Below are 24,304 nucleotides of genomic sequence, written 5' to 3' on the forward strand. Positions count from 1 at the left end.
CATCCTCCAAATGATTAAAATAACATTCCTGCAATTGCCGCACTTAACAATGATGCTAACATACCAGCCATTACAGCTTTAACACCAAGTTTTGCAATATCGGGGCGACGTTTTGGCGCTAAGTTTCCTAGACCACCAAGTAGAATTCCCATTGAAGATACGTTAGCAAATCCACAAAGAGCAAAGCTTATGACTGCTACTGTTTTTGGCGAAAGTTGCTCAATTTGTGGTGCAAACGAAGAATAAGCAACAAATTCGTTTAAAATTAATTTTTGACCAATAAAGCCACCTGCTTGAATTGCTTCTGCCCATGGCACCCCGATTGCAAAGGCAATTGGGGCAAATAAAACTCCTAAGATCATTTGAAGCGTTAACCCTTCAAAGTTAAACCAACCACCGACAACACCTAATAAACCGTTGACTAAAGCGATTAATGCAATAAAGGCAAGTAACATCGCTCCAATATTTAAGGCTAACTGTAAACCTGTGCTTGCTCCTCTAGCAGCTGCATCAATGATATTTACTGATTCAGTATCTCTTTCAAGTTGTAAGTCGTCTGATGTCTCAGAACGTTCAGTTTCCGGTACCATGATCTTTGCGATAATTAGTCCAGCTGGCGCTGCCATGAAACTCGCTGCAAGTAAATACTCTAACGGAACTCCTAATAATGAATAACCAATTAATACGGACCCGGCAACGGAAGCTAATCCACCAGTCATAACAGCAAAAAGTTCAGATTTCGTCATTTTCGCCAAGTATGGTCTTACAACTAGAGGTGCCTCAGTTTGTCCAACAAAAATATTAGCTGCCGCTGATAGTGACTCAGCTTTACTTGTTCCTAATAATTTTGAAAGTGCTCCACCTAAGAACTTTATAACAATTTGCATGACTCCAATATAATAGAGTACTGATATTAATGCCGAAAAGAAAATAACGACTGGTAATACTTGAAACGCAAATATAAATCCTATGTTATCAGCAACAAATATACCACCAAATAAGAACCCTATCCCCTCATTTGCGTAATTCACAATTTCATTTACTCCTAAAGCAAGTTGAGCTAACTTTTCTTTTCCAAACTCCCACTTAAGAACGATAAATCCAAATGTTAGTTGAATAGCTAAACCACCTAATATCGTTCTTAGTTTAATCGCTTTCCGATTACTAGAAAATAAATACGCAATTGAAAATACAGTTACAATACCAATAATCCCCCATAAAATATTCATCCCTATTCACCTCTAATGAATTTTTATAAAAACTTTACTACTCACCAAAACTCTTTTGATAACGCTTACATCAATCTGCAAGTTTTTGAAACATGATTATTACTCTTTTACTATAACAGATATTCTGAACAAATGTAAATAACAAAATGAACAATTGTAAAACTTATTTACTCTATTTACACAAAAGAAAAAGAGGTGACCTCCCATGAGTACACCTCTTTATTCTTTATCTAATATAGATTTTGCAGTTAGCTGGTCAGTAATTAACACATTCGCATATTTTCCCTTTAACGCTCCGTAAATACCATTAATTTTATGAGATCCTCCAGCCACTAAGATTGAATACTCTTTATTTTGTAATTGCTTTAGTTCAATTCCAAGTGTCCTCGAGTTTAGTTGCTCATTGCAAATATGACCTTCTTTATCAAAAAAGCGTGAACAAATGTCCCCTACCGCTTTTGAACTAAGCTGTTTTACTTCTTCTTCAGTAAAATATCCTAATTGAAAAAGTAATGATTCTGATTTTATTGGCCCAACAGTAAAAATTGCAATATTGCTTTGCTTTCCAAGATTAAGGATACGATTGATATGGCGATCTGCTTCCATTGCTTGTTTCACAACCACATGGTCAACGATTGCAGGGAGGGGGAAATGGTGCGGCGCGGTATTATAGGCCTTGCCAAATAAATAAAGGATTTCGTTCATATGAGTATTTTTTTCTGAATGACTCACTCCTCCTTTTAACTGAACAACCTCTACATCCTTTAATGCTTTTTGTTTTAACTCCACTGCCGTATGGTATAACGTTGTTCCCCACGTTACTCCAACAATATCACCATCTTTAATAATCTCATGTAGATAGTTTGCAGCCGCCTGGCCAATATACATTTTAATAACATGATCTTCATATTGAGGAATAGGAGTGATAATTACTTTTTTCAAGTTGAACTTTTGTTCAAGTTTAAACGACAAATTTTCGATATTCTCAGTTGGATCATTAATATTTATTTGAACAATTCCTTCTTCCTTGGCTTGTTGAAGTAATCTTGATACAGTCGGCCTAGATATACCAAGTTTTTTTGCTATTTCCATCTGAGTGTAATCAAGTAAATAGTAAAGCTTAGCTACCTCGAGGATTTTTAAAATTTTATCATTTTCCATCTTATCACCTAATATTCTGAAATTAATTCTTATTGTAGCAAACAAATGTAATAAAATATACAGGTGAAAACTTTTCTTTTGCAAATGAAAACAAGTAGTTTCATAGGATTTTTATACAATTACAGTATCCCATTAAAAACCAAAAATAGAGTAGGCACACGAATAAATTCATACTCCTACTCTATTTTTACTTTGTCGGATGTTAGTTTTATTAAAATGAGTCCGTTCCATTATTCCACCTTTACAAGCGAGCCATGAAAACAGAAGTAACACTAAGCGATACTTAGTATTACCCTCGCCCGCCCACCTTACTTTCAACCTTCCGTTTTATAAAATTAGAAATAATTTTATTGAGTTCAAGGCTGTATTTCGTTGGGATTTGATGTTTGGCCCCGGATATGTAGACAATATCGACATCGGTTTTTACTTTTTTGCGGAAAATATTTTGGTAATGGTGAACGTAATGATCATTTGCACCATAAACAAGTAACAGCGGAACTGTCAATTCGTGAAGTCTGTCCGTTGATTTATAATGCAATCCCTCATTGTACATATGCCGTAATACTTCTGGATCTGTTTTTTTCACATAATCGTCTAATTCCAATTGAAATAGCTTTGATCTTGAATGTGCAGATGATAACGCAAACGCCATTAGTTTCATTAGTTTGAATTGAGCCGCATAAATGCCTAAGCGAAATTCATTTTCTAATAAAAAGCTATTCACTTCAGAAAAACCACCGCAAAGAATCACACCTAGAACTCGGTCGGGATAGGATAGGGCGAATTCTTGCGCAATTGAACCACCATTAGAATACCCGCACACGACGACTTTATCGACACCAATTTCTTTAACAACCGCTACTATATCCTCCACAATAAGTGACATTGTTATTTTACTCGCTTTATTATCACTTCGACCATTTCCCCGCAAATCTAGCGTAATAATCTGAAATTGTTCTGCTAACGGACGCTGCCTTTTAAACGTGACGTGGCCCATTGCCGGGGGATGGATAAACAGGATTGGCGTTCCTTCACCGTACGTTTCATAGTAAATTGAGCTAGAGTCTGGATGTGCTGCATAGGGCATGTCTTTACACCACCAAAAGAGTTTTTTATAGTGGTATGATTTACTTTCATGGGATTTTTTATTCTATTCTTGAAGGATAGGGAAACTCCTATATAAACTTTTATTTAAGAATTAAGGGAACTAGCACCTGAAACGCTTTATACCCTAAAAATATGCCGATAATCCCCATGATCCCTGAGAGAACGGGTGGGGCTGGTATAGGTAATTTGAGGAAAGCGAAAATAAAACCAACGATTAAGCCAGCAAGTAGCGCCATGAATATTTCTTGCATGAAAGCACTCCCCTTTTTATTTTATTCTTTTTTATTTTTCACAGTTGTTTCTATTTCTACTCATACTATATTTATAGGTCTGATGTCCGACAACCTAAATAAGTGTTTAGTCAAAGTACTTACTACTTTGACTAAACAACGGTCAAGCTGAGTTCTACAGCTTGACCTATACTAATTTACATTTTTTCCGGAGCAGAAACACCGATTAATGTTAAAGCATTTTTAATTGTTTGCTGTACGGCCTTCATTAATGCAAGACGAGCAGCGCTCTTTTCTTTATCTTCTGCATCTAGCACCTTCTCAGCATTATAAAAGCTGTGCAGTGCTGCCGCTAATTCGTATACATAGTTTGAAATACGGTGTGGTGTTAATTTTTGTGCAGCTTCTGATACTGCTTCAGGGAATTCCCCTAACTTTTTCAATAAGTCAAACTCTTTTTCTGATTGAATTAATGAGAAGTCGGCATCGTGACGAATGCTCATCCCTAGTTCTTCACCTTGTCTTAAAATGCTACATACACGTGCATGAGCATACTGAACGTAGAAAACTGGGTTTTCATTTGATTTAGAAACGGCTAAATCCATATCAAAATCGAGTTGTGTATCCGCGCTGCGCATTGCAAAGAAGTAACGTGTCGCATCAATTCCTACTTCTTCCATTAACTCTCTTAAGGTAACAGCATTACCTGTACGCTTACTCATCTTTACTTTCTCGCCGTTTTGGTAGAGAGAAACCATTTGAATGATTTCTACATCTAATTGATCTTTCTCATAGCCTAGCGCTTGGATCGCAGCTTTCATTCTCGGAATATAGCCGTGATGATCAGCACCCCAAATGTTAATTAGCTTTTCAAAGCCACGTTCAAACTTGTCACGGTGATACGCGATATCTGGCGTTAAGTACGTATAAGAGCCGTCATTTTTAATTAATACACGGTCTTTATCATCACCATACACACTCGATTGGAACCAAGTCGCTCCATCTTTTTCATATGTTTCGCCTTTATCTTTTAATAGTTTCAGCGTATCTTCAACTTTCCCATTTGTGTAAAGGGACGTTTCTGAATACCAATGATCGAATTCTACACGGAACTCTTTTAAGTCGTTGCGAAGCTTTTCAAGTTCTTTTTTCAAACCGTATTCACGGAAAAAGTCTAGGCGACCTTCTTCTTTATCATCAATAAAACGATCACCAAACTCACTTGCTAATTCTTTACCAAAACCGATAATATCTTCACCGTAATAGCCATCCTCTGGCATTTCGGCATCTAGACCTAGAGCTTGCTTGTATCTCGCTTCTAATGAAAGCGCTAGGTTGTTAATTTGGTTTCCAGCATCATTAATGTAATACTCTCTAGCAACATCAAAGCCTGCTTTATCTAAAATATTACATAACGAGTCACCGACTGCTGCACCACGAGCATGTCCAAGGTGAAGACTACCTGTTGGATTCGCAGAGACAAATTCTACTTGCATTTTTTGTCCGTTACCTACATTCGTTTGACCATATGCTTCTTTTGCTTCAAGAATCGTTGGGATTAAATCTGTTAAATAACTATTATCCATGTAAAAATTAATAAACCCTGGTCCAGCAATTTCAATTTTTGAAATCGATGCTTTTCCTTTATCAAAGCTGTTTACTAATTCTTCTGCAATTTGACGAGGTGCTTTTTTGGCCACACGTGCTAGCTGCATAGCAGCATTTGTTGCATAGTCTCCATGTGCCTTTTCTTTTGGAATTTCTAGTACAATATCAGGAATTTGTTCCTTTGTTGCAAGTCCAGCTTTTTCTATTGACGCTATGATTTCTTGCTTTAAATTTTCTTTTACCTGTTCAACAGTATTCATCGATTACTCCTCCTAAAATTAATTGTTACTTCATAATCTCCAGCGAATTCATGTTGCATATGTAATTGATAAGAAAGTTGAACCGTTCCTATCGCTTGTTGTTCATCAATTTCTAGCTTTATATGTTTTGTATAAGTATCCATCAGCATTGGCCCAAATTGACTACGATAAACACCCTCTGTTTTCTCTCTGATGAGAAATTGCTGTTTCATTGAGACTGCACCTTGACGGAGAACAGTGACCGATTGTTGATTGTCTATTTTCACCACTTGGTTCACTGCGCCGATTTCTTTATTATCCTCTTTAAATTGAAGATATAGACTATTATTTTTCCGAAAAAGCTTGCCTTCTGCTTGAAAATTTGACGAATGCTTTTGATCACCATCTGTAATATCGGTTTTCATCTCTATTGTTACAGAATTACCTTCTTGGTTCATCAGTTCTTTTCATCCTTTAACTCATTAATTAACATCCACGAAATTTATCAGACACCATTATAACACAAAAAGAGTTTAGAGTTTATTTGCTTTAAACTCTAAACTCTTTTTGTGGGGGGTCAGACCCCCGCCGCTTTAAAGCGGTAACGCAGTGGGGGTCTGACCCCCCATTTTCACTTTACCCATCCCAATAAAATTTCGCGGACAAACTTACTTGCGGCAATTTGTGTTTGTTCGGTTGGATCATAAGCGGGTGCAACTTCTACGATATCTGCACCAACGATATTTAATTTCGCATCTGAAATGAGGTGGATTGCTTCTAATAGTTCTTTTGAGGTAATCCCGCCGGCTTCAGCTGTTCCAGTTCCTGGTGCTGCTGAAGGGTCCAAAACATCAATATCAATGGTAACGTAGACGTTTTTTCCGGTGAGACTTGGTAACACTTCCTTCAACGGCTTGGCGACATCGAATTTTGCCATGTACATGCCCGAATCTTTTACATATTGGAACTCTTCACGCATCCCTGAACGAATCCCAAAGGAGTAGACATTATTAGGACCTAATAGTTCACACGCTTTTCGAATTGGTGTTGAATGACTTAACGGTTCGCCTTCATAATGCTCACGTAAATCTGCGTGCGCATCGATATGAATAATAACGAGATCCTGATATTTTTTTTGCAGCGCCCGAAAAATAGGCCAAGAAACTAAATGTTCTCCACCAAGGCCTAAAGGAAATTTCCCATCTGCTAACAGTTTATCGATAAACTCTTCTATCATATCAATACTTCGCTGAGCATTTCCAAATGGAAGCGGAATATCACCAGCATCAAAATACTTTACTTCTTCTAAATGACGATCTAAATAAGGACTGTATTCCTCTAATCCTAGTGATACTTCACGTATTCTTGCTGGTCCAAAACGAGAGCCCGGACGAAAGCTTACAGTAAAATCCATCGGCATTCCATAAATCACTGCAGTTGATTGTTCATAGGTGCTATTTGTTCCGATAAAAACATTCCCTGAATACGCTTCGTCAAATCTCATGTAGATCCTCCTATTTCATGAATTTCATCATACTCATTACTTAATTAAGTCGGATACGAATTTTGGTAAAACAAATGCTGCTTTATGAAGCTCTTTTGTGTAATACTTTGTGTCGATTTCATGGAAACGATCTTCTTCAACTTCTAGTGGGTCATACTGCTTCGATCCAATTGTAAATGTCCAAAGACCACTTGGGTATGTTGGTATATTCGCTGTATATAATCTTGTAATTGGAAATACTTCTTTTACATCTTTAAATACGTTTGTAATTAAGTGACTATGGAACCATGGGTTGTCCGTTTGAGCGACAAATACCCCGTCTTCTTTTAATGCTTTTGCAATTCCTTCATAGAAACCTTTTGTAAATAAGTTAACAGCAGGTCCAACTGGTTCAGTAGAATCCACCATGATAACATCATACACGGCTTCACTTTTTGCAATATGCATAAAGCCATCATCAACTTGTACATCAACACGTGGGTCCTCTAATTTTCCAGCGATTTCAGGTAAGTATTTTTTCGAATACTCGATAACCTTCCCGTCAATTTCTACTAATGTCGCTTTTTCAACTGATGGGTGCTTTAATACTTCGCGAATAACTCCACCATCACCACCGCCAACGACTAAAACGTTTTTCGGGTTTGGGTGTGTAAATAATGGAACATGGGCAACCATTTCATGATAAACAAACTCATCCTTTTGAGTTGTCATTACCATTCCATCTAAAATTAACATATTTCCAAACTCCGCTGTTTCTACCATGTCTAACTTTTGGAAATCTGTTTGTTCTGTATGTAACGTTTGCTTAATTTCCGCTGTAATACCAAAATGCTTTGTTTGTTTTTCTGTAAACCAAATTGACATTTTATTCACCTCTACAATATATATTCTTCCCTTATCATTCCCTAAACAAAGAACAATAAAATCTTTTTTCTCCATAATAAAAACTCGGCTAAGTATATCCGAGTCACTAAATTACCATAGATTGTACAAAAAAGTATATATGACTTTTTATAAAAATCAAGGAAAAAATATTATCATTATACTTTTATGGTGGCTAACAGTAAAAAAGCTAATTCCCCCCATATTGTAGATAGAAATACGCATTAATGGACAGGGAATATACCATTTTAAAAAACATTCAAAGCAGGGAAGCGGAGAATTTGTGTTTCGTGCAGAAATGAGTTTAAATCGTGCACAAATCACCCGGAATCGCGCAGGTACGGGGCTAAAGCGCGCAGAATTTGCTTTTCGTGCAGAAATGAGTTTAAATCGCGCACAAATCACCCGGAATCGCGCAGATACGGGGCTAAAGCGCGCAGAATTTGCTTTTCGTGCAGAAATGAGTTTAAATCGCGCACAAATCAAACGGAATCGCGCACAAATTTTTATTACCGTGCAGAACCAGAGCTGAGGCGTGCATAAACTTATGAGCTGCCCAACATCTTAGTAGCAAGAAGAATGAATTCCATCAATTTAGCTAGTATAAAAAAGGGAAATAAATCCAACAATGGATAAGAGTAAATTTATGAATGTTAGTGTATTACATTCAGTAAAGGGTGGATACGATGGAAGTCCTCACTAGAAAACAATACCATAGAAGAATCGGTCTATTTCGAAAGCTATTACGGCTAACATTAGTAGCTGCAATAGTACTAATGGGGGGCGCAGTTGGCTTACTAACATACGCAAAAATGCAAGGCCCACCGCCTTTGCAAGTACAAGAAACGACAGTGTTTTATGGTAATGATGATTCCGTTATTGGTCAAAGGCACGTCGGTCAGAACCGTCATTGGCTTTCTATCGATGAGATGAACCCGACCATTATCGAAGCAACATTAGCCATAGAAGACCGTAAATTTTATTCTCATTATGGTTTTGATTTTTTACGAATAGGATCAGCAATCATAAGAAATATTCAACAAGGTACAAAAGCTCAAGGTGCTAGTACGATTACTCAGCAATATGCTAGAAATCTATTTTTAAGCCATGATAAAACGTGGCAAAGGAAATGGAATGAAGCAATTTATGCACTTAGACTTGAAATGAACTATACAAAAGATGAAATTATAGAAGGGTATTTAAATACGATTTATTATGGACATGGCGCTTATGGAATTGAAGCCGCCGCAAATCACTATTTTCAAAAAAGCGCCTCAGAACTAAATACAGCAGAAATTTCAATGCTCGTAGGGGTTCCAAAAGGACCGCTTTACTATTCACCAATTAATAATTATGACCGAGCGAAATCAAGACAACAGCAAGTCCTAAATGCAATGGCAAGTGAAGGGCATATCACAACAAATGAAGCGAGGGACTATTACAATACACCACTAGACCTCGAGCACGAGACGCCATTCCATTCGATGTCGGTTGGTCCTTACTTCCAAGATGTTGTCTACCATGTTTTAACCGAAGATTATGGTTTAGATCCACAAATTATTGAAGCGGGTGGGTTACAAGTTTACACAACTCTTGACCCTGACATGCAGAAAAAAGCAGAAAAGTGGGTAGCAGATGAATTAAAAGATAGTGAGTTACAAACAGCTCTTGTCGCCATTGATCCACGAAACGGTAATGTGAAAGCAATGGTCGGCGGAAAAAATTATCAAGAAAGCCCGTTTAATCGAGCTACTCAAGCACGAAGACCACCTGGATCTACGTTTAAACCATTTTTATATTATGCAGCACTTGAAAATGGATTCACACAAGCGACACCGTTAACAAGCGAAGAAACAACCTTTGTTTATGACGATGGTAGAGAAACGTATTCACCAAGTAATTTCGGTGATAAATACGCTAATGATTTTATTACTTTAGCTAAAGCAATCGCGTTATCCGATAACATCTATGCGATGAAAACTCACTTTTTCTTAGGGTTTGATCAATTAATCGAAACTGCTAGAAGATTAGGAATTACAAGTACACTTGGTGAGTATCCTTCTTTAGCACTTGGAACAAAGCCTGTTGGAGTACTGGAAATCACTAACAGCTACAGTGCTTTTGCTAATGGAGGTAAAAATGTGAAACCACGCTTTATTACAAAAGTTGTAGATAAGGATGGTCACATCTTAATTGAAGAAGAGCCTCAATTAGAGCAAGTGATACAACCAGAATTAGCTTATATTATGACTGATTTAATGAAAGGTATGTTTGATTTAAATTTAAGTGGCAGTCACAGTGAAGTTACAGGGAGAAGTGTTCTTCACTTAATCGATCGACCTGTTGCAGGGAAGAGCGGCACAACCACAACTGATAGCTGGATGATTGGATATACACCCCAGCTACTGACAGGCGTTTGGGTTGGATACGACAAAGGTCAAACATTACAAAGAGGTGAAGGGCAACATGCAAAACGAATTTGGGCCCAATTTACTGAGGATGCTCTAGAAGGAAAGTTAAAATTACCTTTTCCAAAACCAGCAAATGTAACAGCTGTAGTCATTAATCCAGACAACGGGCGGCTTGCAACAGAATCGTGTCCTATTGGGCATACAGCCTACTTTGTCAACGGAACTGAACCAACTGAATATTGTCAAGAACACATCGGTAATCCAGGGGAGAATTCAAGAGCAAAAGAGGACATAGGAGAAATTGAAGAAGCCAAAAAAGAAAAGCTTCTTGATCGGTTCATAAAATGGTTTGGTGGAGATGAAGAAGTGGAGTAGTGTATGTATTTAAAGGGCGAACCTTAATTAGGTTCGCCCTTTATTTCACGTTAAAGTATAAATTTTTTGTACTTGGAAGCTGTCTAACTCCAGGCACCTTGCATTTTTCTTGTTTATGATACACTCAAGTCATCTCTTAATTTTTGATTTGAAAGGTCCCACATCTCTTTATTAAACTCGCTTAAAAATTTTCTTAATACGAGTTTTGATTTTTCGTCCATATGATCAACAATTATATTTCTTTTTAACGATTTATCCATCTTATTTACGTGGTCTGGTAAGCTTTTATAACCTCTTCTAATTGAACGATCAACCGTTAATTCACACGCTGCAACTCCAGCATAGTAAGGACCTTCTTCCGTATTATCAACTGTAATCCAAACTAACCAATAAGGTTTTCCATTTGGCACTTCTTCTTTATTTGGCAAAAACTTAATTCCTTTTTCGACTTCACTTCTTGCATGCATCGCTCCCATATCTACAAAAGCTTCGCCTGCTTCGATATCGATAAAAACTGCTGACATATTGTCCAAGTTTAACGTACCTGCACCGTAACCACCATGTACAGTTTCTTTACCTAATATCGTAAAGTCACTTCCTTTTTTCTTTTTATTATTATTTAAAAGGTCCACTAAAGATCCCACCTTTTTATCATATTTTTCCTTAGTCTATCACAACCAAACTCAATAATGCACGTTGCAAGCTTTTGGTTAAGAGAAGGAATTTTATCGGTTATGTCGAATGATACTATTTAGTGTATGTATCATAATGACTGTTAAAGGAGCGAGTAAAAACATGCCACACGTTGTTGTAAGAATGATCGAGGGAAGAACAGAGGAACAGAAGAGAGCACTAGTTCAAAGAGTCACTGACGCGGTTAGTGAAACAGCAAACGCCCCAAAAGAAAATGTAACTGTCTACATTGAAGAAATGCCAAAAACAAATTACGCTGCAGCTGGAAAGCTAGCTAGCGATAAGTAATATTCTTTTAGACTTATCGGAGTGCGACTATGCACTCCCTTTTTATTTGTTTCATTAAAAACGTCCCGAAAGCAAAGCCATTCGTAAAGCCGCCCTAAAAAATTATCGTTTTTTCTCCATTCTTTAAGGGCGTTTTTTGTTCTAATTCATGGGCTTTTTGGTTGATTTAATTTTATGAGGAATAATTGTTAGTGTAGCCAAACAATTATTCTAGAGCCTTTTACAAATACCATTTTAAATAATACCCGATAATAGCAAAAAGCAGTGCGATTTCAATTATGAAATCGACTGCTTTTATTTGTTTTTACTATGCTATTAAAATGATGGCTTACTCGTAGTTTTTATCAGCTTGTCCCACACGATTTCAGACTCTTTAGCTGGTCAATATAATCAAACGCTTCTGAAATTTCATCTTCGCTATAATTTTGTTTCGCTTTTAACGTATGAACTTTCTCAACAATTTCTTCTTTCGGTAGTTCTTCAAAAAAGAGAAGAGTAGAGACGAGTTCTAAAAAACGAGAACTTTTTTCATTCACATCGACCGTAAATTCCTTAAGTTTTGGTAAGTTCAAATCTGAAATCGATAAAAATTTACTCCCTTGTTCAGATAACATATAACGATATTGATAATAGCCACCTTTTTTCTCCTTTGTCTCATGAACAAAGCCAAGGTTACACATTTCTTCAATACGAAGTGTAAGCTCTTCAGAATACGGTCCGTAAAAATGAAAATTATAGCGTTCCATAAAAGGGAAATTAATTTTTTTGGCAATATAGATGATTTTTTGCAGTTTCTTCCGACCAATGACTTCTCCTGCTTCCGAGATCAATGCCATTATTTTTGCGTGATCATGTAACACCGTTTCTCCCCCTGTTTAGTGAATTTCATCATACTTAAATTGATCTAAATATGGTGGAATTCAATATAATACGTGAAATTTTCATAATTTTGGCCACACCAATCTATATCTAGTTATGTAGGTTGCACATATCTAGATATAGTAGTAGCTTATGGTTTATTATGAAATACACTAAAATAAAATTTCTTTAATCTTTTTCTTTACTTCTTTATGTTCTGTTTCATCGTTAAGAACATCTAATGGAAAATAGAGCTTATGATCTGTTCTCTTTTTCCCCGAAATTGCCTCTACAACCTCAGATTCTCTTGATAATTCACGTAATTCATTTTCTGGCGTTAATAGAAAAATCGGAATTTTTTCTCCTTCTTCTCCAGGGCGATAAAAATCGTAAGGAAGATCTGAAGACGAATCAATTACTAAATAATAGTCCGGATCGATATTTGCTTGCTTAAATAAATCAATCAATGTAGGCCAATCGCTCATTTGCTTACTAGGGTCACACTCGACATACTTAAACAATTTTCTATCATTAAATCTAACACATAGATCACTTAAAATTCGATCTCCTTCTTCTTGCCAAATTTGGAAATAATACATAACAATCGCCTCATCAAGCCGCAAATAATCCTCTAAGCTCAGTTTTTCATTAAATAATGAATGAAAGTGTGTTGGCTCTTGTTTGAACTGATAATTTTGTTGGTATAAGTGCTTAGCTCTATGTAAAATTTTACTTAGAATAACCTCAGCACTTCTTGTCACAGGATGGAAATATACTTGCCAATACATTTGATAGCGACTCATAATGTAATCCTCAACCGCATGCATCCCGCTTTGTTTAAATACCGCTTGATCTTCAGTTGGACGCATCACACGAAGAATCCTCTCCATATCAAAATGTCCATAGCTAACTCCTGTATAATATGCATCACGCTGTAAATAATCCATACGATCTGCATCAATTTGGCTAGAAATTAGGCTTACTACGAGCTTGTTGGAGTATGTTTTCTCAATAACATCCGTCACTTTTTTGGGGAAATCTTCTCCAGCTCTTTTTAATACTTTATTTATTTGTGTATCTCCTAAAATAATCCTACGCGTCCATTCTTCATGATCTGTATGAAAAACCTTTTCAAAGGAATGTGAAAATGGACCATGACCAATGTCGTGGAGTAAGGCAGCTACAAGACAAACTAACCGTTCACTTTCATCCCAATGGGGCCTACCATTAAATTCACTTATCATTCTCCGCATAATTTCATAAACACCTAGCGAGTGATTAAAGCGCGTATGTTCAGCACCATGAAACGTAACATATGTCGTTCCTAATTGTCTAATCCTTCTTAAACGTTGAAACTCTCTCGTCCCAACTAATTCCCAAATCAAACGATCCTTCACATGTATGTACCTATGAACAGGATCTTTAAATACTTTTTCTTCTTCAAGCTGCCCTAATATATTTGACATAGCCCGTACCTCTTTTCAGTTCCAATTTATCCCACTCTATTATCTATAGTTCTATTATAAAGGATAAAATGAAATCAATGCCATTGAATATTGTAGAGTATTTGTGGGTTTTGTATGAGTCTTTTACAAAGAAGAAGTCGCCTTCGATTGCTGAAAGCGACTGCTTACTTAAGTTTTTTCTTTATTTTCTCAATCAATTGGTCTTCATTTGGGGCTGTTAATGGACGGTTGTTAACAAAAGCAAAAGCTTTTTTACGACCAGGGCCACAATATGATTGGCAACCAATATGAATTTCTACTTCTGAATCTATCTGTTTGATTTTTGGTACTAACGTTTTAATATTTGTCGCCTGACAAACATCACATATTTTCACTTCATTAGCCATTTATCATAACCCTTTCATAGAAAGTTAAATTTAATCTATAAAATGTCGAAACATCTATTGTTAAAGTCTAAATTGTATTTTACACTGGTTCCTACTTGTTATGCAAATGAAACATTTGCTATTATGAAAAGAAATTAGTAGATGAAGCAAATTCATATAAGGAGTATATAAAATTGAGTATTTTTGACATAAATCATTGGCGCTTGATTGACCAATCAACCTTAGGCCCAGCATTTAATCCTCTTCAATCCTTTGCGGTTGACGATACACTTTGTACTTCAGTTGGTGAAGGAAACTCTTTCCCTGTCGTTAGAACGTGGGTCCACCACCAAACGATTGTATTAGGAATCCAAGATAGCCGCCTACCATTTATTAACGATGGCATTGATTACCTGAATTCGATCGGATATAAAGCGATTGTTCGCAATTCTGGTGGGCTAGCCGTTGTTTTGGATGAGGGTATTCTTAATATCTCCTTAATTATAAAAGAAGATCGTCAAATCTCGATTAATAGTGGTTATGATGCCATGTATGAGCTAATTATGGCCATGTTTAAAGATGTAACAACAAAGATTGAGGCTCGTGAAATTGTCGGTTCTTATTGCCCAGGAAGTTATGATTTAAGCATTGATGGAAAGAAGTTTGCCGGTATTTCACAACGACGTGTTCGCGGCGGTGTCGCCGTACAAATTTATCTTTGTGTGAATGGCAGTGGTAGTGACCGCGCAGCGTTTATTAAACAATTTTATCAAACGGCAATCAAAGGCGCTGAGACAAAATTTACGTACCCTGAAATCATTCCAAGTACGATGGCATCTTTAACCGAGCTACTAGGAATCGACCTGACCGTTCAAGACGTCATGGTACGGTTATTAAAGGTATTACAGCAACAAACTCGAGCAACTATTGAACCCTCACAACTAACAGGAAATGAAATGCCGTTATTTGAAGCAAATTTAGAAAGAATGTTTAAAAGAAATCAATTCAATAGATCCTAATCCGTGTCCACGTTACGTGGACACTTTTTTGTTCATTGGATCTAATCAGCACTAATTTAACTATTTAAAGTAGTTTTTCTCTTTGTGATCATAGCTCTTATCATTGTAACAATCAAGAGTAAACTGGGTAGAATGAGATAAAATGGGACCCACAGATAAGGGGTAGCAATGGTCATATGCACCCCTGCAATATGCTCAGCTTGATTATCAGTCATTGTATACCCGACAAACAGGACCAAAATACTTATCGGAATAATCAGCTTACGACTTGATTTCATAAATGTCAGAATTTGAATGGAACGTATTACCGCAAACATAGTAATAAACACCTTAAAAAATATAGTGAACATAAAATAGATGACAGCAAGTACATCAAGGTTTTGAAGAAAAACGCCTAGGTTGATTTGCCTTAATAATACATATAATGGAAAAAAGGAGCGCTCAAAGACAATTGGACCTAAGCTGATTATTGCAAGGAAATTACCAAAAGAAAGTAACAAACCCGTTAACAACGTTGATAAAAAAGCTACTTTCGCTATAGACTTTTGATCTTTGACGAGAGGCCACACCATACCGAACACAAAAATTTCGCCAAATGATTGTGTTATCCCTGCCGGCCAAACATATCTCCAGAGAGCGACAATACCCTCTTCTGCAATAGGAAGTATAAACCTAAAATCATAATTACCCGAAATAAATATGAGACCTGTTTCTAGCATAAACAAGATTAGAATGATTAGTAGCGATAATACAGCCAACCGGCCGACTACTTCAATCCCTAAATACAGTCCATAAGCAATTAACAGCGTAAAAAGTGATAGAAAGATCATGGGATGAGTCGTAGGCAAAAGTGTCTGAGGGATCATTAATTTCAGATCGGCAATCATACGGCCACAATTATAAATAAAAAGTAAAGCATATAACCACGCTATTGGTACCCCTAACCACTTTCCAAACTGTTTGGGATACCATTCCACTAATGTTAAACCAGGATTAAGACGCATCAATAACATATTCCCAAACACTATGATAAAACCAACAGACATAGAAATAAGGACAGTAATCCATGCATCTCGTCCTGCTTCTCCAGTAAAACCAAATATGATTGTCGTACCTACTTGATATAAATACATAAGGGAAAACAATTGGTAATTTGCAATTTTCTCCATCATTAACTCCGTATATTTAATATAGATTATTTTCAGTTTCCCCTACTTTATTAAACAAATACTTTTATCTCCAAACATTTCTCCTATTCTACAAATTTAGTTCTTACTTTTAAAGTGAATTATTTCTTCTGTTACAGGAAAAATAAGAAAAATATGTATACGTTACTAACAAGGAGGTACGGAATGGTATTTTGGTGGAAAAACAGTAAAAAAAGCAAATATCCTATAAATTATAAATGTTCTTCAGACGATCAAAAGATGAATTTATATACAGATATAGAAGATAACGAAAAGCAACTAAAACAAATTTTCACTCAGTGTTCAGATATCGTCTATCAACCTCTACGGGTATTTGGTAACCATACGGGATTCCTTGTATATTTCAACGGAATGGTCGATACACAACTTATCGATCAAATGATCTTAAAGACACTAGTGTATCAGGAACACGTCAAAAATGAGGACATTGATACCGTTATCCATAATTGGATAAAAGAGATTTCTTTCGTAGGGGAAACAAAACGGGCTAGTGATTTCTATACAGTCACAGAAAGTATTTTAAATGGTTCAGCTGCTGTTTTTTTAGAAGGCCAAAAAAACGCATTAATTTTTAATGTGAATGGTTGGGAAATGCGGAGTATCGAGGAACCAAATTCCGAATCGGTGATCCGTGGACCAAGAGAAGGATTTAACGAAAGTATTACTGTTGGTACATCCTTGCTACGAAGACGGCTACGTTCACCAAAGCTTAAAATGGAATCGCTCCAAATTGGTAAACTATCGAAAACAGAAATAATCATTACCTATGTTGAAGATATCGTCGACAGGTCGATCGTTCAAGAAGTAAGGAATAGACTTAGCCAAATATCAATTGATGGTGTTCTAGAATCAGGTTATATTGAGGAGTTGATTGAAGATGCGCCTTTTTCGCCTTTCCCTACGGTCTTACATACTGAGAGACCTGATATAGTCATAGCTAACCTTTTAGAGGGGAGAGTAGCTATATTAGTTGATAATACGCCTTTTTCCCTCATTGTTCCCATTACTTTTTGGGGAGCGATCCAAGCTAATGAGGATTATTATGAACGGTTTTGGATTGGTTCACTAATTCGCTGGGTTCGCTATTTCGCTATTTTCATTACCTTAGCTCTTCCCTCATTTTATCTAAGCGTTATAACATTCCATCAAGAAATGATTCCGACTTCCTTAATGCTTGCTATTGCTGCATCTCGGGAAGATATACCGTTTCCTGCTCTAGTAGAAGTACTAGCAATGGAATTTACCTTTGAAGTGCTAAGGGAAGCTGGCCTTCGATTACCTAAGCAAATTGGACAAGCAGTTAGTATTGTTGGGGCACTTGTTATCGGCCAATCTGCCGTGGAAGCTGGCTTTGTATCTGCACCCATGATTATCATAGTGGCATTTACAGGGATTTGTTCGTTTGCCATTCCACGTTACAGCATTGGAATTGCGCTACGAATTTTACGGTTTCCCTTAATCTTTTTGGCGGGGGCACTGGGACTTTACGGAGTGACGATTGGTTTCCTCTTTATTCTTCTCCATCTATGTTCATTACGGTCATTTGGTATTCCTTATTTTTCACCGGTTTCGCCAGTAGGGTTTTCTAGTTTAAAGGATGTATTATTTCGGGCACCTTGGTGGAGTATGCATAGTCGTCCACAAAGCAAAAGTGAAAATAGCACTCGTATCCCACTAGGAAAAATGCCTGGTTCTGTAACCGACAAAGGAGGATCAGACGAATGGTGAGAGCTGTTACATTATCGACTGTCTTGCTCACCTTGTCTTTTCTGTTAACTGGTTGCTTGGATTATCATGAAATTGATGATCTTGCTATAGTCTTGTTAACAGGGCTAGATGCTGAAGAAAACGGCCATATTAAGATCACTTCTCAAGTTGCTATCCCCCAAGCTTTGTCAGGTATTCAAAGTACACAAGGAGATTCAACGGATGGTTTCATTGTATATTCTGAAGAAGGAAAAAACATCAATGTTGCAATGCAATTCATGCAACAAAAAATGTCTCGAACCTTGTTTTACGACCACCGAAGAGTGCTGTTGATAGGAGAAGAGTTAGCAAAACGTGGGTTGGAGGATGTTTTCGATCATTTTACCCGTAACCCTTCTAGTAGAATGCAAACATATATTTTGATTGCTAAAAATAGTAAAGCTCAAGACCTATTAAATACATCAGTCCCTTTTGAAACAAATCCTGGACAAGCTCTCAGAAACCTGATCCACACAGATTTAAGTATTTCCACTACTCTGCAGGACTTAATTAATGAATTGGCTGATGAAGGAATTGACTCGGTTGTGGGAGCGATCGAACTTGTACCTAGTTTTAAAACTGGTAGTGGCGGTTTAGATATGATGACGTTTCAATTTGCTGGAGCAGCTGTACTTAAAGATTATAAATTAATCGACTATTTAGACAAACCAAATACCAGAAACTTATTATGGGTCAGAAACGAGATTGAAGGTGGGTATATGACAGGACATGTTCCCGGTGCCGGTGAGGTTAGTATGGAGATTATTAAAGCTGATTCGAGTTTAGAAACAGTATTGAAAGATAATCAGATAAAAATAAACATCACAGCAAAAGCAAGCGGTCCCATTTATGAAAACAATACCAATTTAGATTTAGGTAACCCGAAAAACGTGAACAAAGCTGAAGAGGCACTTAATGAAATACTGGAACAAAGACTGCGTATAGTAATTGATACGGCTCAAAATCAATTAAGGTCTGACATATTTGGAATTGGCCGAGAAATTCACCGAAACCATCCGAAGTATTGGCAGAAAATTAAGGATAACTGGAATGATATATTCCCTAATATTGAGATCCAAGTAAATAGTAACGTAACTGTTACCAATACTGGAATGTATGGTCCACCATTACACCTTAAAGAGAATGAAATTGAAGATTGATGAAAGGAGTTTTTAAACTATGTTATTTCCCTGGCATTCCAAGATCATGTTGGAAAACCCCCATGCCATACAAATTCTCTTTGGCTCTTTAGCACTACTAGGTTCTGTCTTTACTTGGGTTAGAGAAAAAAACAAATAAATTATAGCAAATTGTTTAACATGAATTTTAAAGCTCATTAACAATGATAATACTACTGAAAAATAACAGTAAACAAGAAAAGCGCAAGCGCCTCAGGCTAGACACCTTTCCAAATTTTATTTAACCTTTAAATAAAGGACAAGCAACAGGCCCTATGATCTGTTGCTTGTCCTTTTTCTATACCGTTCTATTATTCAGTAATACCTTGCATAGCTGTAATTAATGCTAATTTGTAGACATCTTCTACATTACATCCACGAGATAAGTCGTTTACTGGTTTATTCAAGCCTTGAAGGATAGGTCCAATTGCCTCATATCCACCTAAACGTTGAGCAATCTTGTAACCAATATTCCCAGCTTCTAAGCTTGGAAATACAAACACATTTGCTTGCCCTTTTAATGGAGAATCTGGTGCTTTTGTTTCAGCTACCGATGGAACAAAGGCCGCATCAAATTGGAACTCACCATCGATTAGTACGTCGGGAGCCATTTCTTGTGCCATTTTAGTTGCATCAGCTACCTTTTCAGTTTCCGGTGATACTGCTGAACCTTTTGTAGAGAAGCTAAGCATCGCAACTTTCGGGTCTACACCAAAAACGCGTGCTGTTTGTGCAGCTGCAACTGCAGTTTCAGCTAAATCCTTGCTATCAGGAGCAATATTAATTGCACAATCAGCAAAAATTAAGCGCTCTTCTCCTTTTACCATAATGAAAACTCCAGAAGTTTTTTTAATTCCTTCTCTTGTCTTAATAATTTGTAAAGCTGGGCGAACTGTGTCTCCTGTGGAATGAGCTGCACCGCTTACAAGTCCAGCTGCTTTCCCCACGTAAACAAGCATTGTCCCAAAATAATTAACATTTAGTAGTTGTTTACGAGCATCTTCTTCAGTTACTTTTCCTTTTCTACGTTCTACAAACGCAGTTACTAACTCGTCATAATATGGATATTCAGCCGGATCAATAACCTCTACATTTTCAAGAGATAAACCGATTTCTTCTGCCTTTTCTGCTACATCTTCGTTATTTCCAACAACAATTGGATGTAATACCTTGTTGTCTGCAAGTTTAATAGCAGCCTCTAAAACCCTTTTATCAGTTCCCTCAGGAAAAACAATTGTAGGGAACTCACTCTTTACTTTTGCTTCAATTTGTTCAAAAATTCCGCTCACTCTACTTCCCCCTAAAAACATTTAGAATCGTCCTATATTTTAAGCATACTCCTTCTTTTTAAAAAAATAAATAAAGATTTAACATGATAGCAAAGTTTAAATTTTCTGATATATTTATTTTTACTATTTTATGGGATTTTAAGTTCATAAAAACACAGTAAAACGAACTATTTGCTGAATAAAAAATACCAAATAGTGTAAGATACTATTAGCCTACCACGAAAATGAAATTTGTCTATTGTCTTCGTATATTTTCTACTAAAGTTTTTACACACTTCATCACTATCCGATTTTCGCTTATCTCCCTCGTTACACCCATAAAGTTCACTACATTTGGTTTTTACCACTGTAAATAGTATAATAAACTTAGAAATAGAATTAAATAATTAATTTTAATTATACAAGATTCGTTTGTTGAGGAGTGATATAAAATGAGTGAAGCAGCAAAAACCTTAGAAGGCTGGTACTGTTTACATGACTTTAGAGCGATTAATTGGGAAAAGTGGAAATTGTTATGTACTGAAGAGCAGGAGCAAATAACAAATGAATTTGTTTCTATATTAAAAAAGTGGGAGGACGCTGAAAAGGGGAAAGCTGGTAGTCATGCTTTATACAGTATCGTTGGGCAAAAAGCTGATATCATGATCATGATTCTTCGCCCAACGATGGAAGAAGTAAATGAAGTTGAAAACGCATTTAATAAATCTCGTTTTGCTGAATATACCATTCCTACATATTCTTATGTTTCTGTCGTTGAACTGAGTAACTATCTCCCTTCTAACGTAGATCCAAATGAAGATCCTGAAATTCAAGCACGCTTAAAGCCGACTTTACCTAAAGCAAAACACATTTGCTTCTATCCAATGAATAAGCGTCGTGAAGGTAATGATAACTGGTATATGCTTTCTATGGATGAGCGCCGTTCCTTAATGCGTAGCCACGGTATGATTGGTAGAGGGTATGCCGGAAAGGTAAAGCAAATCATTACAGGTTCTGTCGGATTTGATGACTGGGAATGGGGGGTAACACTTTTTTCAGACGATGTTTTACAATTTAAAAAACTCGTATATGAAATGCGTTTTGACGAAGTTAGTGCTCGATACGGAGATTTCGGTTCATTCTTTGTAGGAAACATCCTATTAAAAGAATCACTCCCTAGCTATTTACACGTCTAATGAAAAAAGATAAATCGAGTATAAAACAGGATTAGGTTTTATACTCTTTTTTCGTTTTGAAGAAAAAACATTACACCACCTATCCATATCATCGCACAGAAATCTCCGGAAACGATCATATTAACTAACACACTTCTTATAGGATAGAGCATTTCCGAAAACTATCCGTGCAAATACGTGGGCCCAACGCACATAAATTCTACTCTCATTCGTTTACGAGCTAAGCTCACTATTTTCTAGTCCCACAAACCCCAATCATCATTTTTAACTCACCTTTAGATGAGATCAACACTCAATCTCTTGTCATCCTACTTCCATAATTGTAAAATTCCCGATTCATATTTCCATAAGCTCACTCATAGAAATAAAATAGTGCAAGAAAGCAATCGAAATGATATGTTGATAAACTTTGTAGCTCGTACTACCAACAAGATTTCTATTTGCGTTGTAACCTCAACATACATCTTTGTAGCTTTACATAAATTCGGGAGGTGAGAGTAGATGGCAGTCATTAAAGCTACGGATAATGACATTAGGGTGTTAGCTAGGTTAATGAGAGCGGAAGCAGAAGGTGAAGGAGAGCTTGGGATGTTAATGGCGGGAAATGTTATGGTTAATCGCACCCGCGTAAATTGTCTTGATTTTGGAGATATAAATACCATTGAAAGAATGGCTTTTCAATCTCCAGGAGGATTTGAGGCAGTTCAAAAAGGATATTTTTATCAACATGCTAGAGACAAGGAAATGCGCCTTGCAAGAAGAGTCGTAAATGGAGAAAGGCATCATCCAGCTGAATTCGCTTTATGGTTTTTTAGGCCTGATGGTTCATGTCCTGCTCAATGGTGGGGCTATTGGAATTCAGGAAGATACAAACTACACTGTTTCTATACACCTTTAGCTAGCCAATGTCCAGCTGTTTATTCAACATATTAATATTTTTAGTAAAACCGTTTCTAAAATTTCTAATATACGAGGAGTGATTTCATGTATCAACAACAACCTTGGATGCAATTTCAAGCAGCACCCAAAACACAAGAAGCACCTGCCCTTCCGTATCAAGTTCCACCACAGCAGCCCGTTTGGCCAGGCGCTGCTATGCAACCAGGATTTCCACAAGGATTTCCACCGGGGTTTCCACAACCTTTCCCAACGCCACAACAGCCTGGGATGTTACCCCTTGAGCAATCGTATATTGAGAATATCTTACGCTTAAATAGAGGAAAAGTAGGAACGTTTTACATGACATTTGAAAATAATCAAGAATGGAATGCGAAAATTTTCAGAGGCGTTGTTGAAGAGGCTGGACGCGATCACATCATTATTAGTGATCCTCAATCCGGAACGTACTTCCTCCTTCTTATGATCAATTTGGATTATGTCACATTTGAAGAACCTCTTGAATATGAGTACCCAATTGGTGTACCCGCGTCACTGGCACAATATTCACCTAGATAGCAAGAAAAGTGCAAGGCGCCCGCCTATCCGCGACAAACACTGGAAGACCTGCTCGTAGCGGTCGGGTTTTTGACCGAAATCTATGTGCTTCTGCGTCTTCTAGCATAGCTTCGTAGCAAGCTTCCTCGAAGCAGTGTTTTGTGCGACGAGTAAACGCAGGAGCAAAGCTGCATGAAGCTAATCTACGAAGGATCTCAAGCAGTAATTGAATTCCGTTGCTTGACTGAAGTGACCGAGCTCGTAGGCTGCTTGCGCTAGACAGCTTTTAGAATTAATGAATTCTTAATTTCAAAAACAAAAGGTCCCATGTACTTAACGGGGTCCGTTACCTATCGCAAACATTAAAAATGTATTATTAATTGACCGTCAAATTTTATGCTAATTTGACGGTCAATTTTTGTTGATATAAAAGGATTTCCTAAAAAATTTATACAAAATATGTATCACAAAATGTTATACCAGTTGTCCATAGACACCAGCCAGTATATATTTACATTTCTATATACAATTTCATACACATTAATCCGGACATAAATTTACTAATAAAAAAGTTGTATAAAGCCGATGAAGGACAAAATCAGCCTGAAACGCATGCTTAGTGGACTTCATAGAGCCGATGAAGGACAAAATTAAGCTGAAACGAATGCTAAGTGGACTTCATAAAGCCGATGAAGGACGAAACTAAACTGAAACGCATGCTTAGTGGACTTCATAAAGCTTATGAAGGACAAAACCAGGCTGAAACGAATGCTAAGTGGACTTCATAAAGCCGATGAAGGACGAAACTAAACTGAAACGAATGCTAAGTGGACTTCATA

At 36.9% G+C, this 24,304-nt stretch carries 23 protein-coding genes; 9 read left to right on the forward strand and 14 right to left on the reverse strand.

The window, feature by feature from the left end:
• Positions 1-14: 14 nt before the first annotated feature.
• The 8 genes from BKP37_RS15115 to speE form a co-directional block, all read right to left on the reverse strand.
• Positions 15-1,229, reverse strand: a complete 1,215-nt coding sequence (locus BKP37_RS15115; protein WP_071310454.1) for a NupC/NupG family nucleoside CNT transporter — start codon at positions 1,227-1,229, stop codon at positions 15-17.
• 219 nt (positions 1,230-1,448) lie between these two features.
• The gene (locus BKP37_RS15120; protein WP_071310455.1) at positions 1,449-2,390 is read right to left on the reverse strand and encodes a DNA-binding transcriptional repressor DeoR; all 942 of its coding nucleotides are present in this window, start codon (positions 2,388-2,390) and stop codon (positions 1,449-1,451) included.
• A gap of 289 nt (positions 2,391-2,679) precedes the next feature.
• Entirely contained in the window at positions 2,680-3,477 is a 798-nt protein-coding gene (locus tag BKP37_RS15125; RefSeq protein ID WP_071310456.1) for an alpha/beta fold hydrolase, read from the reverse strand.
• A 100-nt stretch (positions 3,478-3,577) separates the two neighbouring features.
• Positions 3,578-3,748, reverse strand: a complete 171-nt coding sequence (locus BKP37_RS15130; RefSeq protein ID WP_071310457.1) for a XapX domain-containing protein — start codon at positions 3,746-3,748, stop codon at positions 3,578-3,580.
• Positions 3,749-3,924: 176 nt separating this feature from the next.
• On the reverse strand, positions 3,925-5,595 hold the full coding sequence (argS, locus tag BKP37_RS15135; RefSeq protein WP_071310458.1) for an arginine--tRNA ligase: 1,671 nt from the start codon (positions 5,593-5,595) through the stop codon (positions 3,925-3,927).
• Entirely contained in the window at positions 5,592-6,032 is a 441-nt protein-coding gene (locus BKP37_RS15140; RefSeq protein WP_071310459.1) for a YwiB family protein, read from the reverse strand. The genes argS and BKP37_RS15140 overlap by 4 nt, the downstream gene beginning before the upstream one ends.
• A 173-nt stretch (positions 6,033-6,205) precedes the next feature.
• The gene (gene speB / locus BKP37_RS15145; protein ID WP_071310460.1) at positions 6,206-7,078 is read right to left on the reverse strand and encodes an agmatinase; all 873 of its coding nucleotides are present in this window, start codon (positions 7,076-7,078) and stop codon (positions 6,206-6,208) included.
• A gap of 36 nt (positions 7,079-7,114) precedes the next feature.
• Positions 7,115-7,942: a spermidine synthase gene (speE, locus tag BKP37_RS15150; RefSeq protein WP_071310461.1), complete on the reverse strand. Its 828-nt coding sequence runs from the start codon at positions 7,940-7,942 to the stop codon at positions 7,115-7,117.
• Between the two features lie 301 nt (positions 7,943-8,243).
• Between speE and BKP37_RS15155 the strand changes: the two genes are divergently transcribed.
• Together BKP37_RS15155 and BKP37_RS15160 are read left to right on the forward strand one after the other, a co-directional pair.
• Entirely contained in the window at positions 8,244-8,492 is a 249-nt protein-coding gene (locus tag BKP37_RS15155) for a hypothetical protein (RefSeq protein ID WP_071310462.1), read from the forward strand.
• A 154-nt stretch (positions 8,493-8,646) separates the two neighbouring features.
• Positions 8,647-10,746: a transglycosylase domain-containing protein gene (locus BKP37_RS15160; protein ID WP_071310463.1), complete on the forward strand. Its 2,100-nt coding sequence runs from the start codon at positions 8,647-8,649 to the stop codon at positions 10,744-10,746.
• A 113-nt stretch (positions 10,747-10,859) separates the two neighbouring features.
• Here the strand turns inward: BKP37_RS15160 and BKP37_RS15165 are convergent, their stop codons facing one another.
• Positions 10,860-11,378: a YwhD family protein gene (locus BKP37_RS15165; RefSeq protein WP_071310464.1), complete on the reverse strand. Its 519-nt coding sequence runs from the start codon at positions 11,376-11,378 to the stop codon at positions 10,860-10,862.
• A 163-nt stretch (positions 11,379-11,541) separates the two neighbouring features.
• On the opposite strand from BKP37_RS15165, the gene BKP37_RS15170 reads away from it, so the two are divergent.
• The gene (locus BKP37_RS15170) at positions 11,542-11,727 is read left to right on the forward strand and encodes a 2-hydroxymuconate tautomerase (protein WP_071310465.1); all 186 of its coding nucleotides are present in this window, start codon (positions 11,542-11,544) and stop codon (positions 11,725-11,727) included.
• Between the two features lie 344 nt (positions 11,728-12,071).
• On the opposite strand, the gene BKP37_RS15175 is transcribed toward BKP37_RS15170, so the two are convergent.
• From BKP37_RS15175 to BKP37_RS15185, 3 genes are all read right to left on the reverse strand, one after another.
• Positions 12,072-12,587 (reverse strand): YwgA family protein, encoded by a 516-nt coding sequence (locus BKP37_RS15175; RefSeq protein ID WP_071310466.1) that lies wholly within the window; start codon positions 12,585-12,587, stop codon positions 12,072-12,074.
• 171 nt (positions 12,588-12,758) lie between these two features.
• Entirely contained in the window at positions 12,759-14,051 is a 1,293-nt protein-coding gene (locus BKP37_RS15180) for an HD domain-containing protein (protein WP_071310467.1), read from the reverse strand.
• Positions 14,052-14,215: 164 nt separating this feature from the next.
• Positions 14,216-14,437: a YuzB family protein gene (locus BKP37_RS15185; RefSeq protein ID WP_071310468.1), complete on the reverse strand. Its 222-nt coding sequence runs from the start codon at positions 14,435-14,437 to the stop codon at positions 14,216-14,218.
• 167 nt (positions 14,438-14,604) lie between these two features.
• Here BKP37_RS15185 and lipL point away from each other — a divergent pair, with 167 nt between their 5' ends.
• Entirely contained in the window at positions 14,605-15,435 is an 831-nt protein-coding gene (gene lipL, locus BKP37_RS15190; RefSeq protein WP_071310469.1) for an octanoyl-[GcvH]:protein N-octanoyltransferase, read from the forward strand.
• Positions 15,436-15,491: 56 nt separating this feature from the next.
• Here lipL and BKP37_RS15195 read toward each other — a convergent pair whose 3' ends face one another.
• Positions 15,492-16,604, reverse strand: a complete 1,113-nt coding sequence (locus BKP37_RS15195) for a GerAB/ArcD/ProY family transporter (RefSeq protein WP_071310470.1) — start codon at positions 16,602-16,604, stop codon at positions 15,492-15,494.
• 183 nt (positions 16,605-16,787) lie between these two features.
• Between BKP37_RS15195 and BKP37_RS15200 the strand changes: the two genes are divergently transcribed.
• Positions 16,788-18,371 (forward strand): spore germination protein, encoded by a 1,584-nt coding sequence (locus tag BKP37_RS15200; protein WP_071310471.1) that lies wholly within the window; start codon positions 16,788-16,790, stop codon positions 18,369-18,371.
• A complete protein-coding gene (locus tag BKP37_RS15205; RefSeq protein ID WP_071310472.1) occupies positions 18,365-19,549 on the forward strand; it encodes a Ger(x)C family spore germination protein in 1,185 nt (394 codons plus the stop codon). Before BKP37_RS15200 ends, BKP37_RS15205 begins: the two co-directional genes overlap by 7 nt.
• A gap of 329 nt (positions 19,550-19,878) precedes the next feature.
• On the opposite strand, the gene pta is transcribed toward BKP37_RS15205, so the two are convergent.
• Positions 19,879-20,856 carry a phosphate acetyltransferase gene (pta, locus tag BKP37_RS15210; protein WP_071310473.1) on the reverse strand — a complete coding sequence of 326 codons (978 nt, stop codon included), beginning with the start codon at positions 20,854-20,856 and terminating at the stop codon, positions 19,879-19,881.
• 431 nt (positions 20,857-21,287) lie between these two features.
• Between pta and hemQ the strand changes: the two genes are divergently transcribed.
• The 3 genes from hemQ (at position 21,288) to gerQ (ending at position 23,486) form a co-directional block, all read left to right on the forward strand.
• On the forward strand, positions 21,288-22,031 hold the full coding sequence (gene hemQ / locus BKP37_RS15215; RefSeq protein ID WP_071310474.1) for a hydrogen peroxide-dependent heme synthase: 744 nt from the start codon (positions 21,288-21,290) through the stop codon (positions 22,029-22,031).
• 501 nt (positions 22,032-22,532) lie between these two features.
• A complete protein-coding gene (locus tag BKP37_RS15220; protein ID WP_071310475.1) occupies positions 22,533-22,964 on the forward strand; it encodes a cell wall hydrolase in 432 nt (143 codons plus the stop codon).
• Between the two features lie 51 nt (positions 22,965-23,015).
• Positions 23,016-23,486, forward strand: coding sequence for a spore coat protein GerQ (gene gerQ / locus BKP37_RS15225; protein WP_071310476.1), 471 nt, complete (start codon positions 23,016-23,018; stop codon positions 23,484-23,486).
• Positions 23,487-24,304: the final 818 nt, after the last annotated feature.

Origin of the sequence: Anaerobacillus alkalilacustris (assembly GCF_001866005.1) — a bacterium.
GTDB classification, from domain to species: domain Bacteria; phylum Bacillota; class Bacilli; order Bacillales; family Anaerobacillaceae; genus Anaerobacillus; species Anaerobacillus alkalilacustris.